Below are 19,758 nucleotides of genomic sequence, written 5' to 3' on the forward strand. Positions count from 1 at the left end.
GGTTCAACCACCGAACTGGGCTTGCATGGCCGCCAGGCGCTGCGTGGCCGGCGGGTGGGAATAGTAGAACCGCACGTAGACCGGATCGGGCGTCAGCGTGGAGGCATTGTCCTCGTAGAGCTTGAGCAGCGCGGCAGCGAGGTCGCGCCCGTCGGCCTGCTGGCAGGCGTAGGCGTCGGCCTCGAACTCGTGGCGGCGCGACAGGCTCGCGGCCCACGGCGAGACGAAGAACATGAACACCGGCCCGGCGAGCAGGAACAGCAGCAGCGCCAGCGCATGGTTGGGCGCGCCCATGTTGGGCGACACGCCCAGGCCGGCGTAGAACCACGCCTGGCCCGACAGCCAGCCGAGCAGCGCGAAGCCGAGCAGGCTCACGCCGAAGATCGCGACCATGCGCTTGAGCACGTGGCGGCGCTTGAAGTGGCCGAGTTCATGCGCCAGCACCGCCTCGACCTCGCCGGGGGTGAGCTTGTGCAGCAGGGTGTCGAAGAACACCACGCGCTTGGCCGCGCCGAAACCGGTGAAGTAGGCGTTGGCGTGGGCCGAGCGCTTCGAGCCGTCCATCACGAACAGGCCCTTGGCCTGGAAGCCGCAGCGCGCCATCAGCGCCTGCACGCGCTCGCGCAGCGGGCCGTCGCCGAGCGGCTCGAAGCGGTTGAACAGCGGCGCGACGACGGTGGGGATCACCACCAGCATCAGCAGGCTGAACGCCACCCAGGCAGCCCAGGCCCACAGCCACCAGGCGGGGCCCGCGGCCTGCATCAGCCACAGGATCAGCGCCGCCAGCGGCAGGCCCAGCAGCGCGCCGACGACCAGCGACTTGAGCAGGTCGCTGAAGTACAGCCCCCAGGTCATGCGGTTGAAGCCGAAGCGCTGCTCGATGCGGAAGGTGCTCCACAGCTCGAAGGGCAGGTCCAGCAGCCCGCCGATCAGGGCGAAGGCGGCCAGCAGCGCGAGCTGGTAGGCCATGTCCCCCCAGGCCGGCTGCACCGCGTCGCGCACCGCGACGTTGAGCGCGTCGAGCCCGCCCAGCAGCGTCCAGCCCAGCAGCACGGCGGTGCCGAAGGCGGTGGACAGCAGCCCGAAGCGCAGCTTCGCGATGGTGTAGTCGGCGGCGCGCTGGTGGGAAGCCAGCGAGACATGGCCCTCGAAGGGCGCCGGCACTGCGTCGCGGTGGCGCGACACGTGGCGGATCTGGCGGCTGGCAAGCCAGAACTTGGTGACCAGCATCGCCAGCATGGCGGCGGCGAAGACCAGGGTCAGGATGAAGGCGGACTGCATGGGACCCAAGTGTAGGCCGCCGCGGGGGACCGCGCGGATCGCGGAAAATCTCCCGATCACAGGAGCACGCATGACCCCAGACCCCGCCACCATTCCACCTGCCTTGCCGTTCAACGACCAGAACCTGATCTGGATCGACCTGGAGATGACCGGGCTGTACCCCGACCGCGACCGCATCATCGAGATCGCCGTCGTGGTGACCGACGCGCAGCTGACCACGCGCGTCGAAGGCCCGGTGTTCGCGATCCACCAGAGCGACGAGGTGCTCGACGCGATGGACGCCTGGAACAAGGGCACGCACGGCCGCTCGGGCCTGATCGACCGCGTCAAGGCCTCGACCATCACCGAGGCGCAGGCCGAGGAGCAGACCATCGAGTTCCTGCGCCGCTTCGTGCCGAAGAACACCTCGCCGATGTGCGGCAACTCGATCTGCCAGGACCGGCGTTTCCTCGCCAACTACATGCCGCGGCTGGAAAGCTTCTTCCACTACCGCAACCTGGACGTCAGCACGCTCAAGGAACTGGCCAAGCGCTGGAAGCCCGAGGTCGCCGCGTCGTTCAAGAAGGCCCAGAAACACACTGCCCTGGCCGACATCCACGAATCCATCGATGAGCTCGTCCACTACCGGGAGCACTTCCTGCAACGCTGACGATGCTGCGGGCGCCGGACCCGCGGAGGCCTCCAACCCCTGCCTGACCTGCGGCGCGTGCTGCGCGCGCTTCCGGGTGTCGTTCTACTGGTCCGAGGCCGACGACGCGCCGGGCGGCTGGGTGCCGTCCGGCCTGACGGTGCGCATCTCGCCGCACCTGCGCGCGATGCGCGGCACCGAGGCCGGGCAGCGCCGCTGCGAGGCGCTCGAGGGCTGCCTCGGCGAGCGCGTGGCCTGCCGCATCTACCTGCAGCGGCCGTCGCCCTGCCGTGATTTCCCCTGGCACGGCGAACACGGGCGCGCCAACCCGCGCTGCAACGCGGCGCGCGAGGGGCTCGGCCTGCCGCCGCTGCCGGATCCGGCCTGGGAAGGGCCGCTCGCTGCCTGAGGCCGCGAGCCGTCCGTCAGGCGCCGGGCGGGCCGGGGCGCGCGTCCAGGTCGCGCAGCAGCCGCCGCGCCAGCCACGCCAGCAGCCCCACCGCGACGACGAGCACGCCCCACAGCAGCCAGCGGCGCCGCTGCTGCGGCGTGCTGGCGGCCAGCCGTTCGACGAGCGACAGGTCCGGTGCGGCGAGCGTCGTCAGCGCACCCAGCGAGGCCTGCGGCAGCCGCCACTCGTCGCCTTCGCGGTAAGCCGGCACCAGCTGCGCGATCGGCAGGTCGTCGGGCCGCGCCTCGGCGGCGCCGACGCGCAGCATGAAGGGGGGCTCGCCACGGGCGGCGAACACCAGCTGCGGGGCGGGCCACTGCACCTGCGCATCCAGCGCCGTGGGGCCGAGGTCCGGCCCGCGCCCGGTCAGCTGCAGGCGCCAGTGCCGCGTCGGCGCGACCGGCGGCAGCTCCACCGGAGGGGCGAGCAACTCGCGGCCGTCGCGGTGCAGCCGGTAGCTGGTGAAGCTGGTCACCGGCTGCCAGGGCGTGCGCCCTTCGACGCGGCGCTCGAGCCGGAAGCTCGCGACCGTGTTCGGCTGGGGCAGCTCGATCTGCAGGCGGCGCAGCGGCACGGGACCGCCCAGGTCCAGGGTCCAGCGGCGCACGGTGCCGTCGCCGTCGGGCTCCGGCTCGAAACGGACCACGGTGCGCTCCAGCGCGGCGACCGCCTCGTCGCTGCGCTGCAGGCGGGCGTCGACGCCCTGCAACGCGACCGCCGGCGACAGCCGCAGGCGCAGGTAGGCCGGGGCGTGGGTCGAGGCGGGCAGGTCGATCTCGCGCAGCGACAGGCGCTCGCCGCTGGCCGCCCCTGCGCCCGGCGCATCGAGCAGCATGGCCTCGGTGAGCCTGCGCCATTGCCGCAGGTCCTCGCTGGCCTCCACGGTGACGTGGACCTGCGCACCCTGCGGCGGGGCGTCCCAGTGCACGCGCAGGCCGGCAAGCCGCTCGCGGCCGTCCGGTGTGCGGTGCGGCGCCTGGCTCAGGTCCAGCAGCCAGGTCCCCTCCGTGCCCTGCGTGGTGCCCGCGGCCCCGGCATCGATGCGCACCACGGCACCCTGGGCGTCGACCTGCACCTGGACCGACGGTTCGCTTCCTGCAGCGGCGGGCGGTGCCGGCCAGGCGAAGCGGGGCACCTCGACGTAGCGGAGCCGGGGCCGCCCCTGGGGCGGCGGAGCCCAGGCCAGCGGCGCGGCGCGGCCCCGCGCATCGACGATGCGCACGTCGGCCAGGTCCTGGCGCTGGACATGCTGCAGCACCTGCAGCGGCAGCGTCAGGCGGTGCAGCCCGTCGTCGGAATGCAGCTGCACTGGCGCCTGCGCGGCAAAGTGCGGCTCGGGCTGGGCGCCGGCTGCCCCGGCACAGGCCAGCGCGGCGGCGAGCAGGACACGGTGCGGCATCTTCATCCTCATGCTTGCGGCTCCCGGGACGGCGCAGCGGGCGGCAACGGCGCGACGTAGCCGATCACCAGCATCAGCAGGCCCACGCCGAGGAAGGACACGATGCGCTGCAGGGTGCCCAGGTGGGACAGGTCGACGAAGAACAGCTTGAGCACCACCGCAGCGAGCAGCACCGCGCCGGCCACCCAGACGCTGCGCGCACGCGCCGGAGCGGCGCGGCGGGTGGCGACCAGCATCAGCACCAGCGCGGTGACGGTCCACAGGATGGTCAGGCTCATTTGCACCAGGTCGTCGCGCAGCGCCCCGTGGTCCCACATCGGCGTGCCGGCCCAGTGGTGCAGGCTGCGCACCAGCAGCGCGTTGAGCCACCAGAAGGCCGCGGCCAGCGCCAGCACCAGCAGCGGCTTGCCCCAGCGCGCCTGGCGGCCGTGGCAGACCATCCACAGCCGCACGCCGTACAGCAGCGCCAGCGCGTGTCCCAGGTCCACCGGATTGACCAGCGGCACATAAGGCAGCGGCGCCATGCCGGCCGCGGCGTAGCGGTTGACCAGCGCCGTCCACAGCAGCAGCACGCCCATCCAGGGCAGCAGCACCGTGCGTCGCAACGCGGTGGCATGCCGGTCGGCCGGCCAGGCGGCCCAGGCGGTGCGGTGCAGCACCCACCAGGCCACGGCGGTCGGCAGCACGATGGGTGCCAGCGCGGTCCAGGCCTGGTGCCGGCCGATCAGCGTGCCGGTCGCGGCGTAGAGCAGCACCGCCCCGTGCAGCATCGCGTACCACGCCAGGGCTCCATGCTCGACGCCCGTGGCCCGGTGCAGCCAGGTGGGGCCCTGCAGGCGGCGCAGCAGCCACAGTCCGCAGGCGAGCACCGCCAGCACCTCGAACCAGACGGCCTCGTGCACGTAGCGCTGCCATTGCAGCGAGACGCTGAACAGCACGCCGGTCATCCCGATGAGCGACACGGCCGCGGCGGCGCCCCACAGCAGGCGCGCAGGCAGGCGCAGCTCGGGCCAGGCCAGGCGCCGGTGCAGGACCTCGTGCAGCAGCGCGAAGGCGAGCAGCAGCAGGGCCAGGCGCACCGACAGCGCGAGTGCCGGCCAGTCGGCCGCCTCGAGTTCCTCGCCCCAGCCGGCCAGCAGCTGCAGCAGGCCCACGGCGAGCATGAAGCCGTGCAGCGCCTGCCAGGCCGGGCGCGGCAGGCGGTTCCACGCCGGCGCGTCCTGGCCGGCCGCATCCGCCTGCTGGCGCAGCAGGCGCGCCGTCACCCAGGCCGAGCCGCCCAGCAGCAGGGCCGACAGCAGCGCGGCGTTGAGGAACGGCACGGCCTCGGCCGGGCGCACGTGATGCTCCCAGTACACCACCGCGGCGATGCACTGCAGCAGCACGCCCAGGGCCGCGGGCCACAGGCGTCCCTGGCGCAGCCCGACCCAGACGATGCCCGCGCCCTGGGCCGCCCACGCCGCGCCGGTCCAGCGCGCGTCCAGCGCCAGCGGCGTGACCAGCAGCAGGAAGATCACGCCCAGCGCGAACAGGCCTTCGACCAGCAGCCGCAGCTGCTGGCCGCTGCGCCGCCACAGCCAGCGCCCGAGCAGCAGGTAGACGGCCGACAGCACGGCGCTGGAGATCGCGAGCGCGTAGGGCATGTCGCGCACCAGCGCCGCCTGCAGGCCGAAGGCCACGACGGGCAGGCCGAACAGCAGGCCGCCGTCCACGTAGGGCAGGCCGCGCGCCTCCGGCGCCGTGACCAGCTGCCGGCTGTACTGGACCGAGATGTAGAGGTAGAGCAGGAAGTGCGCGACCAGGAACGGCTCGGTGGTCGTGAAGTGCTCCGGCTGCCACGAGCGCAGCCCCCAGACGGTCGCGATCGAGAAGGTAAAGAAGAAGCCGACCAGGTTCAGCAGCTTCCACGCCTGGCGCGAGGCGATCCAGGCGATGGCGAGGTTCAGCACCAGGAAGTAGCCGAACAGCGCGACATGGCTGCCTTCGCCGGTGGAGGCGAACACCGGTGCCAGAAAGCCGCCCGCGAAGCCGAGCACCGCCAGCGGCAGCGCCTGCTGCGCGACCGCAAGCAGCGCGGCGACGGCCGACAGCGCCACCAGCAGCGCGAAGGCGAGGCCCGCCGGCACCAGCCCGTAGAGCCGGAACGCCGCGAAGATCGTCAGGTACAGGATGCCCACGCCAGCGCCTTGCAGGGTCAGGCCGTAGCCGCGGCGCCGCTCGCGCAGGCGCCAGCCGAGCCCGGCCAGCACCACGCCGCCCGCGGCCACGCCGGCGATGCGCAGCTCGACCGGCAGCAGGGCGTGTTCGGCCGCGTAGCGCAGCAGGAAGGCCACGCCGAGGAACAGGATCAGCACCCCGATGCGCACGATGGCGTTGCCGCCGCGGAACCAGGCCAGCACGCTGCGGCCGAGCGACGCGGTGATGCGGTGCGACTGCTCGTCGACCTCGGACGCGGCGGCCGGCGGGGAGGGGGCCGGCGGTGCCGCCGCGGGCCCGGGCGGCACGGGCGCCGGGATGACGGCGGCCGCGGCGGGCGCGAGCCCCTCCTTGACGCCGGGGGCTTGCGACGGCGGGACTGCCGGCGCTGTGGCAGCCGGGGGCGCGGCGACGGGGGCCGGTACCGGAGTGGACTGGACCTCTGCCAGCAACGCCCCGGCACGCAGCTGCGCCAGCTCGGCTTCCAGGCGGCCGACCCGGCGGTACAGCCGGGCCAGCAGCATGCCGACCAGCGCGCCCAGCACGACGAGCCCGGCTTCGGGACCGAAGATGTCCGCGCAGACCCAGGCCACGGCCAGCCCGATGAAAAACCCGATCCACGCCATCTGCCGCTCCCTCCTGTGGATGTTGTCAGGGTGCGGGGCATTGTAGGCAGCGGACACCCGCGGCCTGCCGGCCGTGCCGGACCGGCGGGCGTCTCAGTCGGCGGGTCGGTACGGCCACTGCCGCACCGCCTGCGCCAGCGCCTCGGCCAGCGTCGGGGCGTCCAGCCGCAGGCCGAGCACGGCGGCCGCCTCGCGCACCGCATGCAGCGGGTCGGCCAGGTCCAGCGGCCGTGCGCCGTTCTGCTTGGACAGCTTCTCGCCGTTCGGGCCCAGCACCAGCGGGGTGTGCAGGTAGCGCGGCGTGGGCAACCCGAGCAACCGCTGCAGGTGGATCTGGCGCGCGGTGTTGTCGGCCAGGTCCTCGCCGCGCACGACGTCGGTGACGCCCTGCGCTGCATCGTCGACCACCACCGCGAGCTGGTAGGCCCACAGGCCGTCGGCGCGTCGCAGCACGAAGTCGCCGACTTCGGCCTCGACATCCTGGGCCTGTGCGCCGAGCCGCCGGTCCTGCCAGTCGATGCGCACCGGCTCCCAGGCGTCGGGGCCGAGGCGCCGCGCGGTCAGCACGCGGATGGCACGCGCCGGGCGGCCCTGCAGGCCGTTGCGGCAGGTGCCCGGGTAGACCAGCTCGCCATGCCGCGGGCGGGCGCGCTGCCGGGCCGCCAGCGCCTCGGCCACGTCCTTGCGCGAGCAGGCGCAGGGGTAGGCCCAGCCGGCCTCCAGCAGTCGCTGCAGGGCCTGCTCGTACAGCGCGCCGCGCTGCGACTGCCACACCGGCGGCTCGTCCGGGTGCAGGCCGCAGGCGGCCAGCTGCTGCAGAATCACCCGGTCGGCACCCGGTACGCAGCGCGGGCCGTCGACGTCCTCGATGCGCACCAGCCAGCGCCCGCCGTGCGCGCGCGCGTCGACCCAGCTGGCCAGCGCCGCGACCAGCGAGCCGGCGTGCAACGCGCCGGTGGGCGAGGGGGCGAAGCGCCCGGTGTAGCCACTCATGCCAGCGAGCGCGACGGCAGGCCGCCGTGCCGTTGCAGCAGCGCGGTGCGGGTGGCCGGCCGCTCGAGCTGTTCCAGCCACCACTGCAGCGCCAGGCCCAGCCGTTCACGCCCGCGCGCGGGCCCGCCGTTGCCGCCGGCGCGCCAGGCGTACCAGAGCCGCACGCGCTGGCTGGCGCGGCGCACCTCCTTGCGCACCAGCCGGCCGGCCTGGACATGCTCGTCCACCAGGCTGTCGGGCAGGAAGCCGCCGCCCAGGCCGCGCAGCACCGCCTCAAGCTTGGAGCCGACGCTGGGCACGGTCAGCACGTCCTGCCCGGGCAGCAGGTTCACGGTGATCGGCGCGAGGCGCTGGGCCGAGTCCGCCACGGCGATCGCGCGGTGCCGCACCAGGTCGGCCTCCGACAGCGGTTCCGGCGCCTGGGCGAGCGGGTGGTGCGGCGCGACCACGTAGACCATGTGCAGGTCGCCGAGCGGTTCCATCTTGATGCCGGGCGGCAGGCTGTGCTCGCCCGAGACCCCCAGCGCCAGGTCGGCCTGGCCGTTGACCAGCGCCTCCCAGGTGCCGGCCAGCACCTCGGAGCGCAGCCGCAGCCGCGTGCCGGGCCCGTGCGGCGGGTTGAGCGCGTAGAACGCCTCGCACAGCTCGAACACGGTGAGCGTCGAGAGGATGCTGTCGACCGCGATGCTCAGCTGCGTCTCCCAGCCCGAGGCGACACGCCGCACGCGGTTGGCGACCGCGTCCATCTCCTGCAGCAGGCGGCGGCCTTCGTGCAGCAGCTCCTCGCCGGCGGCGGTCAGCCGTGCCTGGCGCGAGCGGCGGTCGAACAGCAGCACGTCCAGCGCTTCTTCCAGCTGGCGCACGCTGTAGGTGAGGGCGGACGGCACCTTGCCCAGCTCGCGCGCCGCCGCGGCAAAGCTGCCCGTGCGCGCGATGGCATCCATCATCGCGAGGGCTTCCGGGGTGAGGACGTTGCGACGTTCGCTCATGTTCAAGGGTCTTGAATGATGCCACCAAGCCACCCGGCCCGACGGCGCTGTGGTCCCGGCGCGCGCGGGGCGCGCCAGGCCGGCGGCGTCGCGGGGCGAGGCTTGCTACAGTGCCGGCCATGGACGTCTCCGACCTGCGCATCCTGAGCCTGCTGCCCTGGACCGACTGGCTCGCGCTCGCCTGGTTCTTCGCCGCCTGGGCCGGCTATGCGACGTTCGCGCGCCGGCGCGCGAACGAGGTCATGACGCTGCTGGCGGTGACCAACCACTACCGCCGGTTGTGGATGCTGCGCGTCACCGGGCGCGAGGTGCGCGTGGTCGACGGCGTCGTGATCCAGAGCCTGTCGACCAGCCCGTCGTTCTTCGCCTCCACGACCATCCTGATCATCGGTGGCCTGCTCGCGGTGCTCGGTGCCACCGACAAGGCAGCCGAGCTGGTCAAGGAGATCCCGTTCGCGGCGCGCACCTCGGTACTGGTGTTCGACCTCAAGGTGCTGCTGCTGCTGGGCATCTTCGTCTATGCGTTCTTCCGCTTCACCTGGTCGATGCGGCAGTACACCTTCGGTGCGCTGATGGTCGCCTCGGCGCCGGAGCCGCGCGAGTTCGAGCGCGGCGAGGCCTCGCGCGAGGAGTTCTCGCAGCGTGCCGGGCGCATCGTCGGCATGGCCGCCGAGACCTTCAACGACGGGCTGCGCGCCTACTACATGGCGTTCGCGGTGATCGCCTGGTTCTTCTCGCCGCTGTGGTTCGCGATCGCCACCGCCGGCGTGATCTACATCCTCTACCAGCGCGAGTTCCACTCCGAGGTGCTGGCCGTGCTCAAGTCATGAGCCGGTGCGCGGCGCAAGGCTCGCATCCAGCGCCTCGCGCTCGTCGAACACGAAGCAGCTGCCGCGGAAGTGGCGCCCGCCGGTTTCCTCGAAGTACTTGAGGATGCCGCCGTCGAGCTGGTAGACGCGCTCCAGCCCGGCCGCCTCGCGCATGAAGATCGCCGCCTTCTCGCAGCGGATGCCGCCGGTGCAGAAGCTCACCACGGTCTTGCCCTGCAGCTCGTCGCGGTGCTCGAGCACCGCCTGCGGGAATTCGCTGAACTTGCGGATGCGCCAGTCGATCGCGCCCTCGAAGGTGCCGTAGTCCACCTCGAAGGCGTTGCGGGTGTCCAGCGTGACCACCGGGCGGCCCTCGTCGTCGTGGCCCTGCGCGAGCCAGCGCTCCAGCGTGCGCGCGTCGACCGCCGGCGCGCGGCCCTCGTGGGGGCGGATCGCCGGGTGGTTCATGCGGATGATCTCGCGCTTGACCTTGACCTGCAGCTTGCGGAACGGCACGTGCGCGGACCAGCTTTCCTTGGGCGCCAGGTCCGCAAAGCGCGCGTCGGCCTGGAGCCAGGCGACGAAGCCGCGCACGGCCTCGGGTGCGCCGGCCAGGAACAGGTTGATGCCTTCCTCGGCGAGCAGCACCGTGCCCTTGAGCCCGCGTTGCACGGCTTGTGAGCGGATGCTTTCGCGCAAGGCCGCGCAGTCGTGCAGCGGGACGAACCGGTAGGCGGAAATGTTGAGTACGGGATGCACGCCGGGATTCTAGGGGGCGGCCGGCTGCCTACAATGCCGGCCATGCCCTTCGTACACCTGCGCACCCACACCGAATATTCCGTCGTCGACGGCACCCTGCGGATCGACGACATGGTCGCCGCGGCGGCCCAGGACGGGCAGGTGGCGCTGGCGATCACCGACCTGAGCAACCTGTTCGGGGCGATCAAGTTCTACAAGGCCGCGCGCGGCAAGGGCATCAAGCCCATCATCGGCGCCGACGTCTGGCTGGAGCCCGAGGACGCCGCGGCCAGCCCGGGCGACCGGCAGCCCAGCCGCCTGCTGCTGCTGATCCAGAACCGCGAGGGCTACCTGAACCTGTGCGAGCTGCTCGCGCGCGGCTGGACGCAGAACGTCAACCGGGCGCAGGCCTGGCTCAAGTGGGAGTGGCTGGAGCGCCTCAACGGCGGCCTGATCGCGCTGTCCGGTGCCGAGCAGGGCGCGGTCGGCCAGGCCCTGATGAACCGCGACCCGCGCCGTGCCGAGGCGGTCGCGCAGCGGCTGGCGGGCCTCTTCCCGGGGCGCTTCTACCTCGAGGTGCAGCGCGCCGGCCAGCCGGGCAACGAGGCGCACGTGCGCGCGGTCGTGCCGCTGGCAGCCAGGCTGCAGCTGCCGGTGGTCGCCACGCACCCGGTGCAGTTCCAGACGCCCGAGGACTTCGAGGCGCACGAGGCGCGCGTGTGCATCGCCGAAGGCGAGACGCTGGCCAACCCGCGGCGCATCAAGCGCTTCACGCGCGAGCAGTACTTCAAGACGCAGGCCGAGATGGAGGCGTTGTTCGCCGACCTGCCGAGCGCGCTCGCCAACACCGTCGAGATCGCGCGCCGCTGCAGCCTGACGCTGGTGCTGGGCAAGCCGCGCCTGCCGGACTTCCCCACGCCCAACGGCATGCCGATGGAGGAGTACTTCCGCTACGCGGCGCACGAGGGCCTGAAGGCGCGGCTCGAGCACCTCTACCCCGACCCGGAAGAACGCGAACGCCAGCGCCCGCGCTACGTCGAGCGGCTGGACTTCGAGATCAACACCATCCTGCAGATGGGCTTCCCGGGCTACTTCCTGATCGTGGCCGACTTCATCAACTGGGCGAAGAACAACGGTTGCCCCGTCGGCCCCGGCCGGGGCTCGGGCGCGGGCTCGTTGGTCGCCTACGCGCTGAAGATCACCGACCTGGACCCGCTGCGCTACAACCTGCTGTTCGAGCGCTTCCTGAACCCGGAGCGGGTGTCCATGCCCGACTTCGACGTGGACTTCTGCCAGAGCAACCGCGACCGGGTCATCGACTACGTCAAGGAGAAGTACGGCCGCGACGCGGTCTCGCAGATCGCCACCTTCGGCACCATGGCGGCCAAGGCCGCGCTGCGCGACGTGGGCCGCGTGCTGGGCATGGGCTACGGCCACGTGGACGGCATCGCCAAGCTGATCCCGGCGCCGCCGGGCAAGACCGTCACGCTCAAGCGCCCCGGCGACAAGCCCGACCCGGGCCTGATCTATGCGCGCAAGGAAGCGCCGGAGATCGAGGAGCGCGAGAAGAACGAGGAAGAGGTCGCCGAGCTGCTGGCGCTGGCCGAGCGCGTCGAGGGCCTGGTGCGCAACATCGGCATGCACGCCGGGGGCGTGCTGATCGCCCCGGGCAAGATCACCGACTTCTGCCCGCTGTACATGCAGCCGGGCAGCGACTCCGTGGTCTCGCAGTACGACAAGGACGACGTCGAGGCGATCGGCCTGGTGAAGTTCGACTTCCTGGGCCTGGCCACCCTGACCATCCTCGAGATGGCCAAGGAGTTCATCGTCAAGCGGCACCCCGACCAGAAGGACTTCGACTTCGCGAAGATCCCGCTGGACGACAAGCCCACCTTCCAGCTGCTCTCCGAAGGCAAGACGGTGGCCGTGTTCCAGCTGGAATCGCGCGGGATGCAGGGCATGTTGCGCGACGCCAAGCCGAGCGTCTTCGAGGACATCATCGCGCTGGTGGCGCTGTACCGCCCGGGCCCGATGGACCTGATCCCCAGCTTCGTCGCGCGCAAGCACGGCCGCGAGGAAGTGGTCTACCCGCACCCGCTGATGGAGGAGGTGCTCAAGGAGACCTACGGGATCATGGTCTACCAGGAGCAGGTGATGCAGGTGGCACAGCGCCTGGGCGGCTACTCGCTCGGCGGCGCCGACCTGCTGCGCCGCGCGATGGGCAAGAAGAAGCCCGAGGAGATGGCCAAGCACCGGGTCATCTTCGCCGAGGGCGCGGCCAAGAACGGCATCGACGCGGACAAGGCCAACGAGATCTTCGACTTGATGGAGAAGTTCGCGGGCTACGGCTTCAACAAGTCGCACGCCGCTGCCTACGCGCTGCTCGCCTACCACACGGCGTGGCTGAAGGTGCACTACCTGGCCGAATTCGTCGCCGCCAACATGAGCGTGTCGATCGACGACACCGACAAGCTCAAGGTCTTCTACGACGACGCGGTGCAGCTGGGCATCCGCTTCGAGCCGCCCGACGTCAACACCGGCGTCTACCGCTTCGAGCCGGTGGCCGACAAGGTGGTGCGCTACGGCCTGGGCGCGATCAAGGGCACCGGCCAGAGCGCGATCGAGGCCATCGTGCAGGCGCGCGAGCAGGGCGGCCCGTTCCGCAGCCTGTTCGACTTCTGCTGCCGCGTCGACCGCAGCCGCATCAACAAGCGCACCGTCGAGGCCCTGATCAAGGCCGGCGCGTTCGATGCGATCGAGCCCAACCGCGCCGCGCTGCTCGACAGCATCTCGCTGGCCTTCGAGTACGCCGACACCCAGGCGGCCAACGCCGACCAGGGCGGGCTGTTCGACTTCGGCGACGAGCACGGCTCGTCGACCCGCGAGCCCGACCTGGCCGCCACGCCCGAGTGGAGCATCAAGGAGCGGCTCGGCCACGAGAAGACCGCGATCGGGTTCTACCTCTCGGGCCACCTGTTCGATGAATACCAGGACGAGGTGCGCCAGTTCGCCAAGCGCAAGATCGTCGACCTGATCGACAGCCGCGAGCCGCAGCTGCTGGCCGGCATCGTCAGCGACCTGCGCATCGTCAACGGCCAGCGCGGGCGCGTGGCGATCTTCAAGCTCGACGACAAGAGCGACGTGATCGAGGCGGTGGCCAGCGAGGACCTGCTCGATGCACACCGCGAGCTGTTCAAGGACGACGAGCTGCTGATCGTGCAGGGCAAGGCCCAGCCGGACCGTTTCTCGGGGGGCCTGCGCCTCAACGTCGTGCAGGTCTGGGACCTGGCCAGCGCCCGTTGCCGCTTCGGCAAGTACCTGCGCGTGGCGGTCAACGGTTCGGCACCGCCGATCGGCGAGCTGCTCCAGCAGTTCCCGCCCAGGCGCGTCGACACCGAGCATGGCGACCTGCTGCAGGGGCTGACGGTGCGCCTGGAGCTGCACCGCGAGTCGGCCTACGGCGAGCTCGACCTGGGGGACGCGGCGCGCTTCTACCCGAGCGACGAGGCGCTGCGGCAATGGAAGCGCGAAGCGCATGGCGGCCGGGCGCAGGTGGTGTACGAATAGTCACAACTGGGCGCGCCGCGGCATGCGGAAACGCCCCGTGACGCGGCACACTCCGGGCGTTCCTTCATGCGGACCGGCCCGCCCGCCGAGTGGGCGACCGGGCCGCGCAGCAGTGCAGATCCCGTCATGCCAGTGAAACACCAGTTGTTCTGTGCCGCCGTCCTGGCGGTGGCCGCTGCGGTGGCGCACGCCACCGACGTCGGCGTCTCGGTCTCGGTCAGCCAGCCCGGCGTCTACGGGCGCATCGACATCGGCCACACCCCGCCGCCGGTGATCTATCCCCAGCCGGTCATCATCGTCCAGCCGGTGCATGCCGTGCCGCAGCCGGTCTACATGCGCGTGCCGCCGGGCCATGCGAAGAACTGGGCCAAGCATTGCCACAAGTACAACGCGTGCAGCACGCCGGTGTACTTCGTCAAGGACGAGCCCCACCACCCGCACAAGCCCAAGCCGCACCATCACCATGATCACCGCGGCCCCGGCAAGGGCCACGGGCACCACTGAGCCCCCGTCGTGCCGCCGGCGCGGCCGACCCGGCAACCATGCACGCCGTGCCGGGCATGCCGCGAGGCCCGGGCCGGCGCGCCTGACTACACTCGGCGCATGGGGCAGGGCTCGACGAACGCGACAGGGTTGGTGCTGACGGGGGGCGGGGCACGCGCGGCCTACCAGATGGGCGTGCTGCAGGCCATCGCCGACCTCTACGAGGAGGCGGGGCGCCCGGGGTCCAATCCGTTCCCGATCCTCACCGGTACCTCGGCCGGGGCGATCAACGCCGCAGGGCTGGCCTGCGGTGCCGACGATTTCGTCGGCACCGTGCGCACGCTGGCCGGCGTGTGGGCGCAGCTGCACGCCGAGGACGTCTACCGCGCCGACTCGATCGGCGTGATCCGCACCGGTGCGCGCTGGCTGTCGATGCTGTCGCTCGGCTGGCTGATCGCCCGCTGGGGGCGGGCCCGGCCGAAGTCCTTCCTCGACAACCGGCCGTTCGAGGCGCTGCTGTCGCGCCTGCTCGACCCCCGTCGCATCGACTACGTGATGCGCCAGGGGCTCCTGCGCGCGCTGGCCGTGACCGCCTCCAGCTATTCGTCGGGCGACCACGTCACCTTCTACCAGAGCCGCGAGCCCATCGTCCCGTGGACCCGCTCGCAGCGCCAGGCGGTGCGCGGGCGCATCACGCGCGAGCACCTGCTGGCCTCGGCGGCGATCCCGTTCGTGTTCCCGGCCGTCGCGTTGCCGATGCACGGGGCGATCGAGTACTTCGGGGACGGGTCGATGCGCCAGTCGGCGCCGATCTCGCCGGCCGTGCACCTGGGCGCCGGGCGCATCCTGGTCATCGGTGCCGGGCGCATGCAGGAGCCGCCCGGGCAGCGGCTGGTGTCGCAGGACTATCCGACGCTGGCGCAGATCGCCGGCCATGCGCTGTCCAACATCTTCCTCGACGCGATGGCGGTGGACATCGAGCGCGCGCAGCGCATCAACCACACGCTGTCGCTGATGTCGCCCGAGGCGCGCGAGCGTACCGGCCTGCGGCCGCTGGAGCTGCTGGTGATCGCGCCCAGCCAGCGCCTGGACGACATCGCGAGCCGCCATGTCGGCGCCTTGCCGCTGCCGGTGCGCACGATGCTGCGGGCGCTGGGCATGACCAGCGACCCCGACGATGCACGCGGCGCCGCACTGGCCAGCTACCTGCTGTTCGAGCCGGGCTACACCACCGAGCTGATGGCGCTGGGCCGGCAGGATGCGCTGGCGCGCCGCGACGAGGTGCGGCGCTTCTTCGGCTGGGGCGATCCGCAGGCGGCGTCGCAGCCGCTCGGCGCGGTCGCGGCCTGAACGTCCCCGGGGCCCTCACGAGCATGCCCCGCGAGGGCGGGGCATTCATTCCGTCGGGCCGCTGACGATGGCGGGCTTACTGCTTGCGGTCAGCCGGCCGCGCCGGCGGCTTGGCCGCGACCTGCTGCTTGGCGGCCGGCTGGGCGCCCGGATAGCTCGTGCCGTTGACCGTCAGGCCTTCCCTGGACAGCCGTGCCGCACTGGCCGGACCGACGCCCTGCACGCGGGTGATGAAGTCGTTCCAGTCCTTGAACGGCGCCTTCTGGCGCTCGGCGACGATGCGCCCGGACAGGGCACTGCCCACGCCCTTGACCGATTCCAGCTGGGCCCGGTCGGCCTTGTTGGCTTCCACCGCGGCGAACACCGAGGCCGACACCAGCGCCAGCAGCGCGAACGCGATCTTGCGGATGAAATGGCTCATGGTTTCCTCTCCTGTGTGGTTGTGGGATGGCCTGCGGGCTGCGCCTTCGCAGGCAGGCGCAGTCTAGGAAACCACGGGAGAGGGCGCTTCCCTCTTGGGTGGGAAGCGCGGGGGCGCAGTGGTAACGCGAGGTTTCGAGGCTTCAGTAGTCCTCGATGCGGCGCGGCGGGTAGCTGTCCCAGCTCTGGCAGCCGGGGCACTGCCAGAAGTAGTGCGAGGCCTCGAAGCCGCAGGCGGCGCAGCGGTAGCGCTGCAGCGGCTTGGCCGACTGCGCCAGCACCTGCTGCAGGCGCTGGGTTTCCTGGGGCGAGAGGGGCTGGCCCTGCGCGATGGTCTCGTCCAGCAGGTCCAGCGCCGCCGAGATCGAGGGCTGCCGGGCCAGGTGCTGGCCCAGCCAGTCGCGCCGCACGACGGGATCGGCTTCCAGCTGGCGCAGCGCGGCCAGCAGCTCCACCGACGGCGCGCGCTCGTACAGCGCGCGCAGCTTCCCGATCGCCGCGGCCTGCTGCCGGGCGGCGGTGGCGCTGGCGGCGTACTCGCGCGCCACCAGCGCGAAGGCGCCCGGGTTGGCGGTGATCAGCTCGTTCCACACCTGCAGCGCCTCGGCGTGGCGGTCCTGGCGGGCCAGGCGCTGGCCGGCGATCACCAGCGGGCGCGCGGCCTGGGGCATCGCGGCGCGTGCCTTGGCGAGTGCCTCGTCGGCGGTCGCCGCGTCGCCGCGCGCATCGGCGTCCAGCGCGATCTCGCACCAGCAGTGCGCGATGCGGTTGGAGAACGAGCCGGCACCGGCGTCTTCCAGCTTGCGCGCCACCTCGATGGCCTTGCCCCAGTCGCGCGAGCGCTCGTACAGCGTCAGCAGGGCGAGCCACGCGTCGGTGCGGAAGCGCGTGTTCTCCAGGGCCTGGTAGGCGGCCTCGGCGCGGTCGAACAGGCCGGCCTTGAGGAAATCCTGCGCCAGGGCGTACTGGGCGCGCTCGCGCTCGGCGCGCGGCAGGTCGCCGCGGCTGAGCAGGTGCTCGTGCACGCGCACGGCGCGCTCGTACTCACCGCGGCGGCGGAACAGGTTGCCCAGCGCGAAGTGCAGCTCGGTGGTGTCCGGGTCGTGCTGCACCGCCTCGATGAAGGCGTCGATGGCCTTGTCCTGCTGCTCGTTGAGCAGCAGGTTCAGCCCCTTGAAGTAGGCGCGCGGGGACTCGCGTTGCGCCGAGCGCCATTGCCTGAGGTCGATGCGCGAAGCCAGCCAGCCCAGCGCGAAGGCCACCGGGAGCCCCAGCAGCAGCCACTGGAAATCAAAGTCCATCGCGCGGCGGCATCAGGGGGGGAGTTCCTCGGTCGCTTCCGCGGGCGCCGGTGCCGGCGCGGGCGGCGGGGGGGCACTGGCCTGGCGGCGCGCGGCGCGGCGCTGGCGCCACCAGCTGGGCACCATGGCCAGCACGCCGAAGACGGCGCCGACCGCGAACGCGCCGAGCACGATGAAGACCATCGGCGCACGCGACTCGTAGCCGAAGAACCAGTGCAGCGTCGCTTCGTGCTGGTTGTTCAGCGCGAAGGCGAACAGGACGAAGAAGATGGCGGCTCGGAACAGCCAGATCAGGCCTTGCATCGCGGCGATTCTAGCGTCGCGCCGGGCGTTGCGGCCGGCCGGAGCGGGGACGGGGCCCGCAAGGGGCGGAAAAGAAAAAAGCCGCTGCTCACGCAGCGGCTTCCTGTCGGGCGGCGTCCTGCGCCGCAGCCTCGGCATCCGGCTCGGGCGGGGTGCGGGCGTCGACCGCCTCGCGCAACGCCTTGCCGGGCTTGAAGTGCGGCACCAGCTTCTCGGGGATCACCACCTGCTCGCCGGAGCGCGGGTTGCGCCCGATGCGCGGCGGGCGGCGGTTGATCGAGAAGCTGCCGAAGCCCCGGATCTCGATGCGGTGCCCGCGCGCGAGCGCGTCGGACATCGCGTCCAGGATGGTCTTGACCGCGAACTCGGTATCGCGGTGCGTCAGCTGGCCGAAGCGCTCGGCCAGCTGGTTCACGAGATCGGATCGGGTCATTGCGTCCTGTCGTGTCGATCGGGGCTACGGTGGGCGTCCAGCAACGTGCGGCGATCAGCCGTTGTTGTTGTTCTGCTGGTCGCTCAGCTTGGCCTTGAGCAGCGCGCCGAGGCTGGTGGTGCCGGCGTTCTCGCGGTTCTCGGCGGACAGGCGTTGCAGCGCTTCCTGCTGCTCGGCGTTGTCCTTGGCCTTGATCGACAGCTGGATGCTGCGGGTCTTGCGATCGATGTTGATGATCAGCGCGGTGACCTCGTCGCCTTCCTTCAGCACGTTGCGGGCGTCTTCCACGCGCTCGCGGGAGATCTCGGAGGCACGCAGGTAGCCGGTCACGTCGTCGGCCAGCTGGATCTCGGCGCCGCGGGCATCCACGGACTTGACGGTACCGGTGACGGTCGCGCCGCGGTCATGGACGGCCGTGTAGTTGCTGAACGGATCGGCGTCGAGCTGCTTGATGCCCAGCGAGATGCGCTCGCGTTCCACGTCGATGGCCAGCACGACGGCTTCGACTTCCTGGCCCTTCTTGTAGTTGCGCACCGCGGCTTCGCCCGGCTCGTTCCAGGACAGGTCGGACAGGTGCACCAGGCCGTCGATGCCGGCGGCCAGGCCCACGAAGATGCCGAAGTCGGTGATCGACTTGATCGGGCCCTTGACGCGGTCGCCGCGCTTGAAGTTCTGCGCGAACTCTTCCCAGGGGTTCGGCTTGCACTGCTTCATGCCCAGGGAGATGCGGCGCTTGTCCTCGTCGATCTCCAGGACCATGACCTCGACCTCGTCGCCCAGCGCCACGATCTTGGACGGCGCGACGTTCTTGTTGGTCCAGTCCATCTCGGAGACGTGCACCAGGCCTTCGATGCCCGGCTCGATCTCGACGAACGCACCGTAGTCGGCGATGTTGGTGACCTTGCCGAACAGGCGGGTGCCGGCCGGGTAGCGGCGCGAGACGCCGACCCAGGGGTCGTCACCCATCTGCTTCAGGCCCAGCGAGACGCGGTTCTTCTCGGCGTCGAACTTCAGGACCTTGGCGGTCAGCTCCTGGCCGACCTGCACCACCTCGCTCGGGTGGCGCACGCGACGCCAGGCCATGTCGGTGATGTGCAGCAGGCCGTCGATGCCGCCCAGGTCGACGAACGCACCGTATTCGGTGATGTTCTTGACCACGCCGTGGACGATGGCGCCTTCGGTCAGGGTCTCGAGCAGCTTGGCGCGCTCTTCACCCATCGAGGCTTCGATGACGGCACGGCGCGACAGCACGACGTTGTTGCGCTTGCGGTCGAGCTTGATGACCTTGAACTCGAGCGTCTTGCCCTCGTAAGGCGTCATGTCCTTGACGGGGCGGGTGTCGATCAGGGAGCCGGGCAGGAAGGCGCGGATGCCGTTGACCAGCACCGTCAGACCACCCTTGACCTTGCCGGAGACCGTGCCGCTGACGAAGTCGCCGGATTCCAGCGCGCGCTCGAGCTGCAGCCACGAGGCCAGGCGCTTGGCCTTGTCGCGCGACAGAATGGTGTCGCCATAGCCGTTTTCGATGGAGTCGATCGCCACCGAGACGAAGTCGCCGACCTGGACTTCCAGTTCGCCCTGGTCATTGCGGAACTCGTCGATGGGGATGTAGGCCTCGGACTTGAGGCCGGCGTTCACGACGACGAAGTTGTAGTCCACGCGGACGACTTCGGCCGTGATCACCTCGCCGGAGCGCATTTCCGAGCGCTTGAGGGACTCTTCGAACAGGGCGGCAAAGGATTCCGACCCTTCGGCTGCGGCGGTTTGGGTGGTTTGAGACATTGAGGATTC

At 71.4% G+C, this 19,758-nt stretch carries 17 protein-coding genes; 6 read left to right on the forward strand and 11 right to left on the reverse strand.

Going from position 1 to position 19,758, the window contains the following annotated elements:
* Positions 1-3: 3 nt before the first annotated feature.
* On the reverse strand, positions 4-1,281 hold the full coding sequence (locus IS481_RS06200; RefSeq protein WP_104357922.1) for a M48 family metallopeptidase: 1,278 nt from the start codon (positions 1,279-1,281) through the stop codon (positions 4-6).
* 70 nt (positions 1,282-1,351) lie between these two features.
* Between IS481_RS06200 and orn the strand changes: the two genes are divergently transcribed.
* Together orn and IS481_RS06210 are read left to right on the forward strand one after the other, a co-directional pair.
* Entirely contained in the window at positions 1,352-1,930 is a 579-nt protein-coding gene (gene orn / locus IS481_RS06205) for an oligoribonuclease (protein WP_104357923.1), read from the forward strand.
* The gene (locus IS481_RS06210; protein ID WP_104357924.1) at positions 1,890-2,318 is read left to right on the forward strand and encodes a YkgJ family cysteine cluster protein; all 429 of its coding nucleotides are present in this window, start codon (positions 1,890-1,892) and stop codon (positions 2,316-2,318) included. The genes orn and IS481_RS06210 overlap by 41 nt, the downstream gene beginning before the upstream one ends.
* A 16-nt stretch (positions 2,319-2,334) precedes the next feature.
* Here the strand turns inward: IS481_RS06210 and IS481_RS06215 are convergent, their stop codons facing one another.
* The 4 genes from IS481_RS06215 to IS481_RS06230 form a co-directional block, all read right to left on the reverse strand.
* Positions 2,335-3,759 carry a DUF3999 family protein gene (locus tag IS481_RS06215; protein WP_165908699.1) on the reverse strand — a complete coding sequence of 475 codons (1,425 nt, stop codon included), beginning with the start codon at positions 3,757-3,759 and terminating at the stop codon, positions 2,335-2,337.
* A gap of 8 nt (positions 3,760-3,767) precedes the next feature.
* Positions 3,768-6,581: a DUF2339 domain-containing protein gene (locus IS481_RS06220; RefSeq protein ID WP_104357926.1), complete on the reverse strand. Its 2,814-nt coding sequence runs from the start codon at positions 6,579-6,581 to the stop codon at positions 3,768-3,770.
* Positions 6,582-6,674: 93 nt separating this feature from the next.
* Positions 6,675-7,574: a tRNA glutamyl-Q(34) synthetase GluQRS gene (gene gluQRS, locus IS481_RS06225; RefSeq protein ID WP_104357927.1), complete on the reverse strand. Its 900-nt coding sequence runs from the start codon at positions 7,572-7,574 to the stop codon at positions 6,675-6,677.
* On the reverse strand, positions 7,571-8,563 hold the full coding sequence (locus IS481_RS06230; protein ID WP_104357928.1) for a LysR substrate-binding domain-containing protein: 993 nt from the start codon (positions 8,561-8,563) through the stop codon (positions 7,571-7,573). The genes gluQRS and IS481_RS06230 overlap by 4 nt, the downstream gene beginning before the upstream one ends.
* Positions 8,564-8,682: 119 nt before the next feature.
* On the opposite strand from IS481_RS06230, the gene IS481_RS06235 reads away from it, so the two are divergent.
* Positions 8,683-9,393 (forward strand): DUF599 domain-containing protein, encoded by a 711-nt coding sequence (locus tag IS481_RS06235; RefSeq protein ID WP_104357929.1) that lies wholly within the window; start codon positions 8,683-8,685, stop codon positions 9,391-9,393.
* On the opposite strand, the gene IS481_RS06240 is transcribed toward IS481_RS06235, so the two are convergent.
* Positions 9,388-10,131: a sulfurtransferase gene (locus IS481_RS06240; protein ID WP_104357930.1), complete on the reverse strand. Its 744-nt coding sequence runs from the start codon at positions 10,129-10,131 to the stop codon at positions 9,388-9,390. The genes IS481_RS06235 and IS481_RS06240 overlap by 6 nt on opposite strands.
* A gap of 42 nt (positions 10,132-10,173) precedes the next feature.
* Here IS481_RS06240 and dnaE point away from each other — a divergent pair, with 42 nt between their 5' ends.
* The 3 genes from dnaE to IS481_RS06255 all read left to right on the forward strand — a co-directional run bounded on the left by dnaE (position 10,174) and on the right by IS481_RS06255 (position 15,510).
* On the forward strand, positions 10,174-13,677 hold the full coding sequence (gene dnaE / locus IS481_RS06245) for a DNA polymerase III subunit alpha (RefSeq protein ID WP_104358003.1): 3,504 nt from the start codon (positions 10,174-10,176) through the stop codon (positions 13,675-13,677).
* Positions 13,678-13,803: 126 nt separating this feature from the next.
* Positions 13,804-14,181, forward strand: coding sequence for a hypothetical protein (locus IS481_RS06250; protein ID WP_104357931.1), 378 nt, complete (start codon positions 13,804-13,806; stop codon positions 14,179-14,181).
* 99 nt (positions 14,182-14,280) lie between these two features.
* Positions 14,281-15,510, forward strand: a complete 1,230-nt coding sequence (locus tag IS481_RS06255) for a patatin-like phospholipase family protein (RefSeq protein ID WP_104357932.1) — start codon at positions 14,281-14,283, stop codon at positions 15,508-15,510.
* A gap of 76 nt (positions 15,511-15,586) precedes the next feature.
* On the opposite strand, the gene IS481_RS06260 is transcribed toward IS481_RS06255, so the two are convergent.
* The 5 genes from IS481_RS06260 to rpsA form a co-directional block, all read right to left on the reverse strand.
* Positions 15,587-15,931, reverse strand: coding sequence for a ComEA family DNA-binding protein (locus IS481_RS06260; RefSeq protein WP_104357933.1), 345 nt, complete (start codon positions 15,929-15,931; stop codon positions 15,587-15,589).
* A 142-nt stretch (positions 15,932-16,073) separates the two neighbouring features.
* The gene (lapB, locus tag IS481_RS06265) at positions 16,074-17,231 is read right to left on the reverse strand and encodes a lipopolysaccharide assembly protein LapB (protein ID WP_104357934.1); all 1,158 of its coding nucleotides are present in this window, start codon (positions 17,229-17,231) and stop codon (positions 16,074-16,076) included.
* A 12-nt stretch (positions 17,232-17,243) separates the two neighbouring features.
* Positions 17,244-17,534, reverse strand: a complete 291-nt coding sequence (locus tag IS481_RS06270; protein WP_104357935.1) for a LapA family protein — start codon at positions 17,532-17,534, stop codon at positions 17,244-17,246.
* Between the two features lie 88 nt (positions 17,535-17,622).
* Entirely contained in the window at positions 17,623-17,967 is a 345-nt protein-coding gene (locus IS481_RS06275; protein ID WP_104357936.1) for an integration host factor subunit beta, read from the reverse strand.
* Positions 17,968-18,021: 54 nt separating this feature from the next.
* Positions 18,022-19,749, reverse strand: a complete 1,728-nt coding sequence (rpsA, locus tag IS481_RS06280; protein ID WP_104357937.1) for a 30S ribosomal protein S1 — start codon at positions 19,747-19,749, stop codon at positions 18,022-18,024.
* Positions 19,750-19,758: the final 9 nt, after the last annotated feature.

Source organism: Caldimonas thermodepolymerans (genome assembly GCF_015476235.1).
In the GTDB taxonomy this organism is placed as follows: Bacteria; Pseudomonadota; Gammaproteobacteria; order Burkholderiales; family Burkholderiaceae_C; genus Caldimonas; species Caldimonas thermodepolymerans.

Bases quoted from the DNA above. Each gene is read 5' to 3' on its own strand.
- IS481_RS06200 (WP_104357922.1), bottom strand. From the start codon at position 1,281: ATGCAGTCCGCCTTCATCCTGACCCTGGTCTTCGCCGCCGCCATGCTG.
- orn (WP_104357923.1), top strand. From the start codon at position 1,352: ATGACCCCAGACCCCGCCACCATTCCACCTGCCTTGCCGTTCAACGAC.
- IS481_RS06210 (WP_104357924.1), top strand. From the start codon at position 1,890: ATGAGCTCGTCCACTACCGGGAGCACTTCCTGCAACGCTGACGATGCT.
- IS481_RS06215 (WP_165908699.1), bottom strand. From the start codon at position 3,759: ATGCCGCACCGTGTCCTGCTCGCCGCCGCGCTGGCCTGTGCCGGGGCA.
- IS481_RS06220 (WP_104357926.1), bottom strand. From the start codon at position 6,581: ATGGCGTGGATCGGGTTTTTCATCGGGCTGGCCGTGGCCTGGGTCTGC.
- gluQRS (WP_104357927.1), bottom strand. From the start codon at position 7,574: ATGAGTGGCTACACCGGGCGCTTCGCCCCCTCGCCCACCGGCGCGTTG.
- IS481_RS06230 (WP_104357928.1), bottom strand. From the start codon at position 8,563: ATGAGCGAACGTCGCAACGTCCTCACCCCGGAAGCCCTCGCGATGATG.
- IS481_RS06235 (WP_104357929.1), top strand. From the start codon at position 8,683: ATGGACGTCTCCGACCTGCGCATCCTGAGCCTGCTGCCCTGGACCGAC.
- dnaE (WP_104358003.1), top strand. From the start codon at position 10,174: ATGCCCTTCGTACACCTGCGCACCCACACCGAATATTCCGTCGTCGAC.
- IS481_RS06250 (WP_104357931.1), top strand. From the start codon at position 13,804: ATGCCAGTGAAACACCAGTTGTTCTGTGCCGCCGTCCTGGCGGTGGCC.
- IS481_RS06255 (WP_104357932.1), top strand. From the start codon at position 14,281: ATGGGGCAGGGCTCGACGAACGCGACAGGGTTGGTGCTGACGGGGGGC.
- IS481_RS06260 (WP_104357933.1), bottom strand. From the start codon at position 15,931: ATGAGCCATTTCATCCGCAAGATCGCGTTCGCGCTGCTGGCGCTGGTG.
- lapB (WP_104357934.1), bottom strand. From the start codon at position 17,231: ATGGACTTTGATTTCCAGTGGCTGCTGCTGGGGCTCCCGGTGGCCTTC.
- IS481_RS06270 (WP_104357935.1), bottom strand. From the start codon at position 17,534: ATGCAAGGCCTGATCTGGCTGTTCCGAGCCGCCATCTTCTTCGTCCTG.
- IS481_RS06275 (WP_104357936.1), bottom strand. From the start codon at position 17,967: ATGACCCGATCCGATCTCGTGAACCAGCTGGCCGAGCGCTTCGGCCAG.
- rpsA (WP_104357937.1), bottom strand. From the start codon at position 19,749: ATGTCTCAAACCACCCAAACCGCCGCAGCCGAAGGGTCGGAATCCTTT.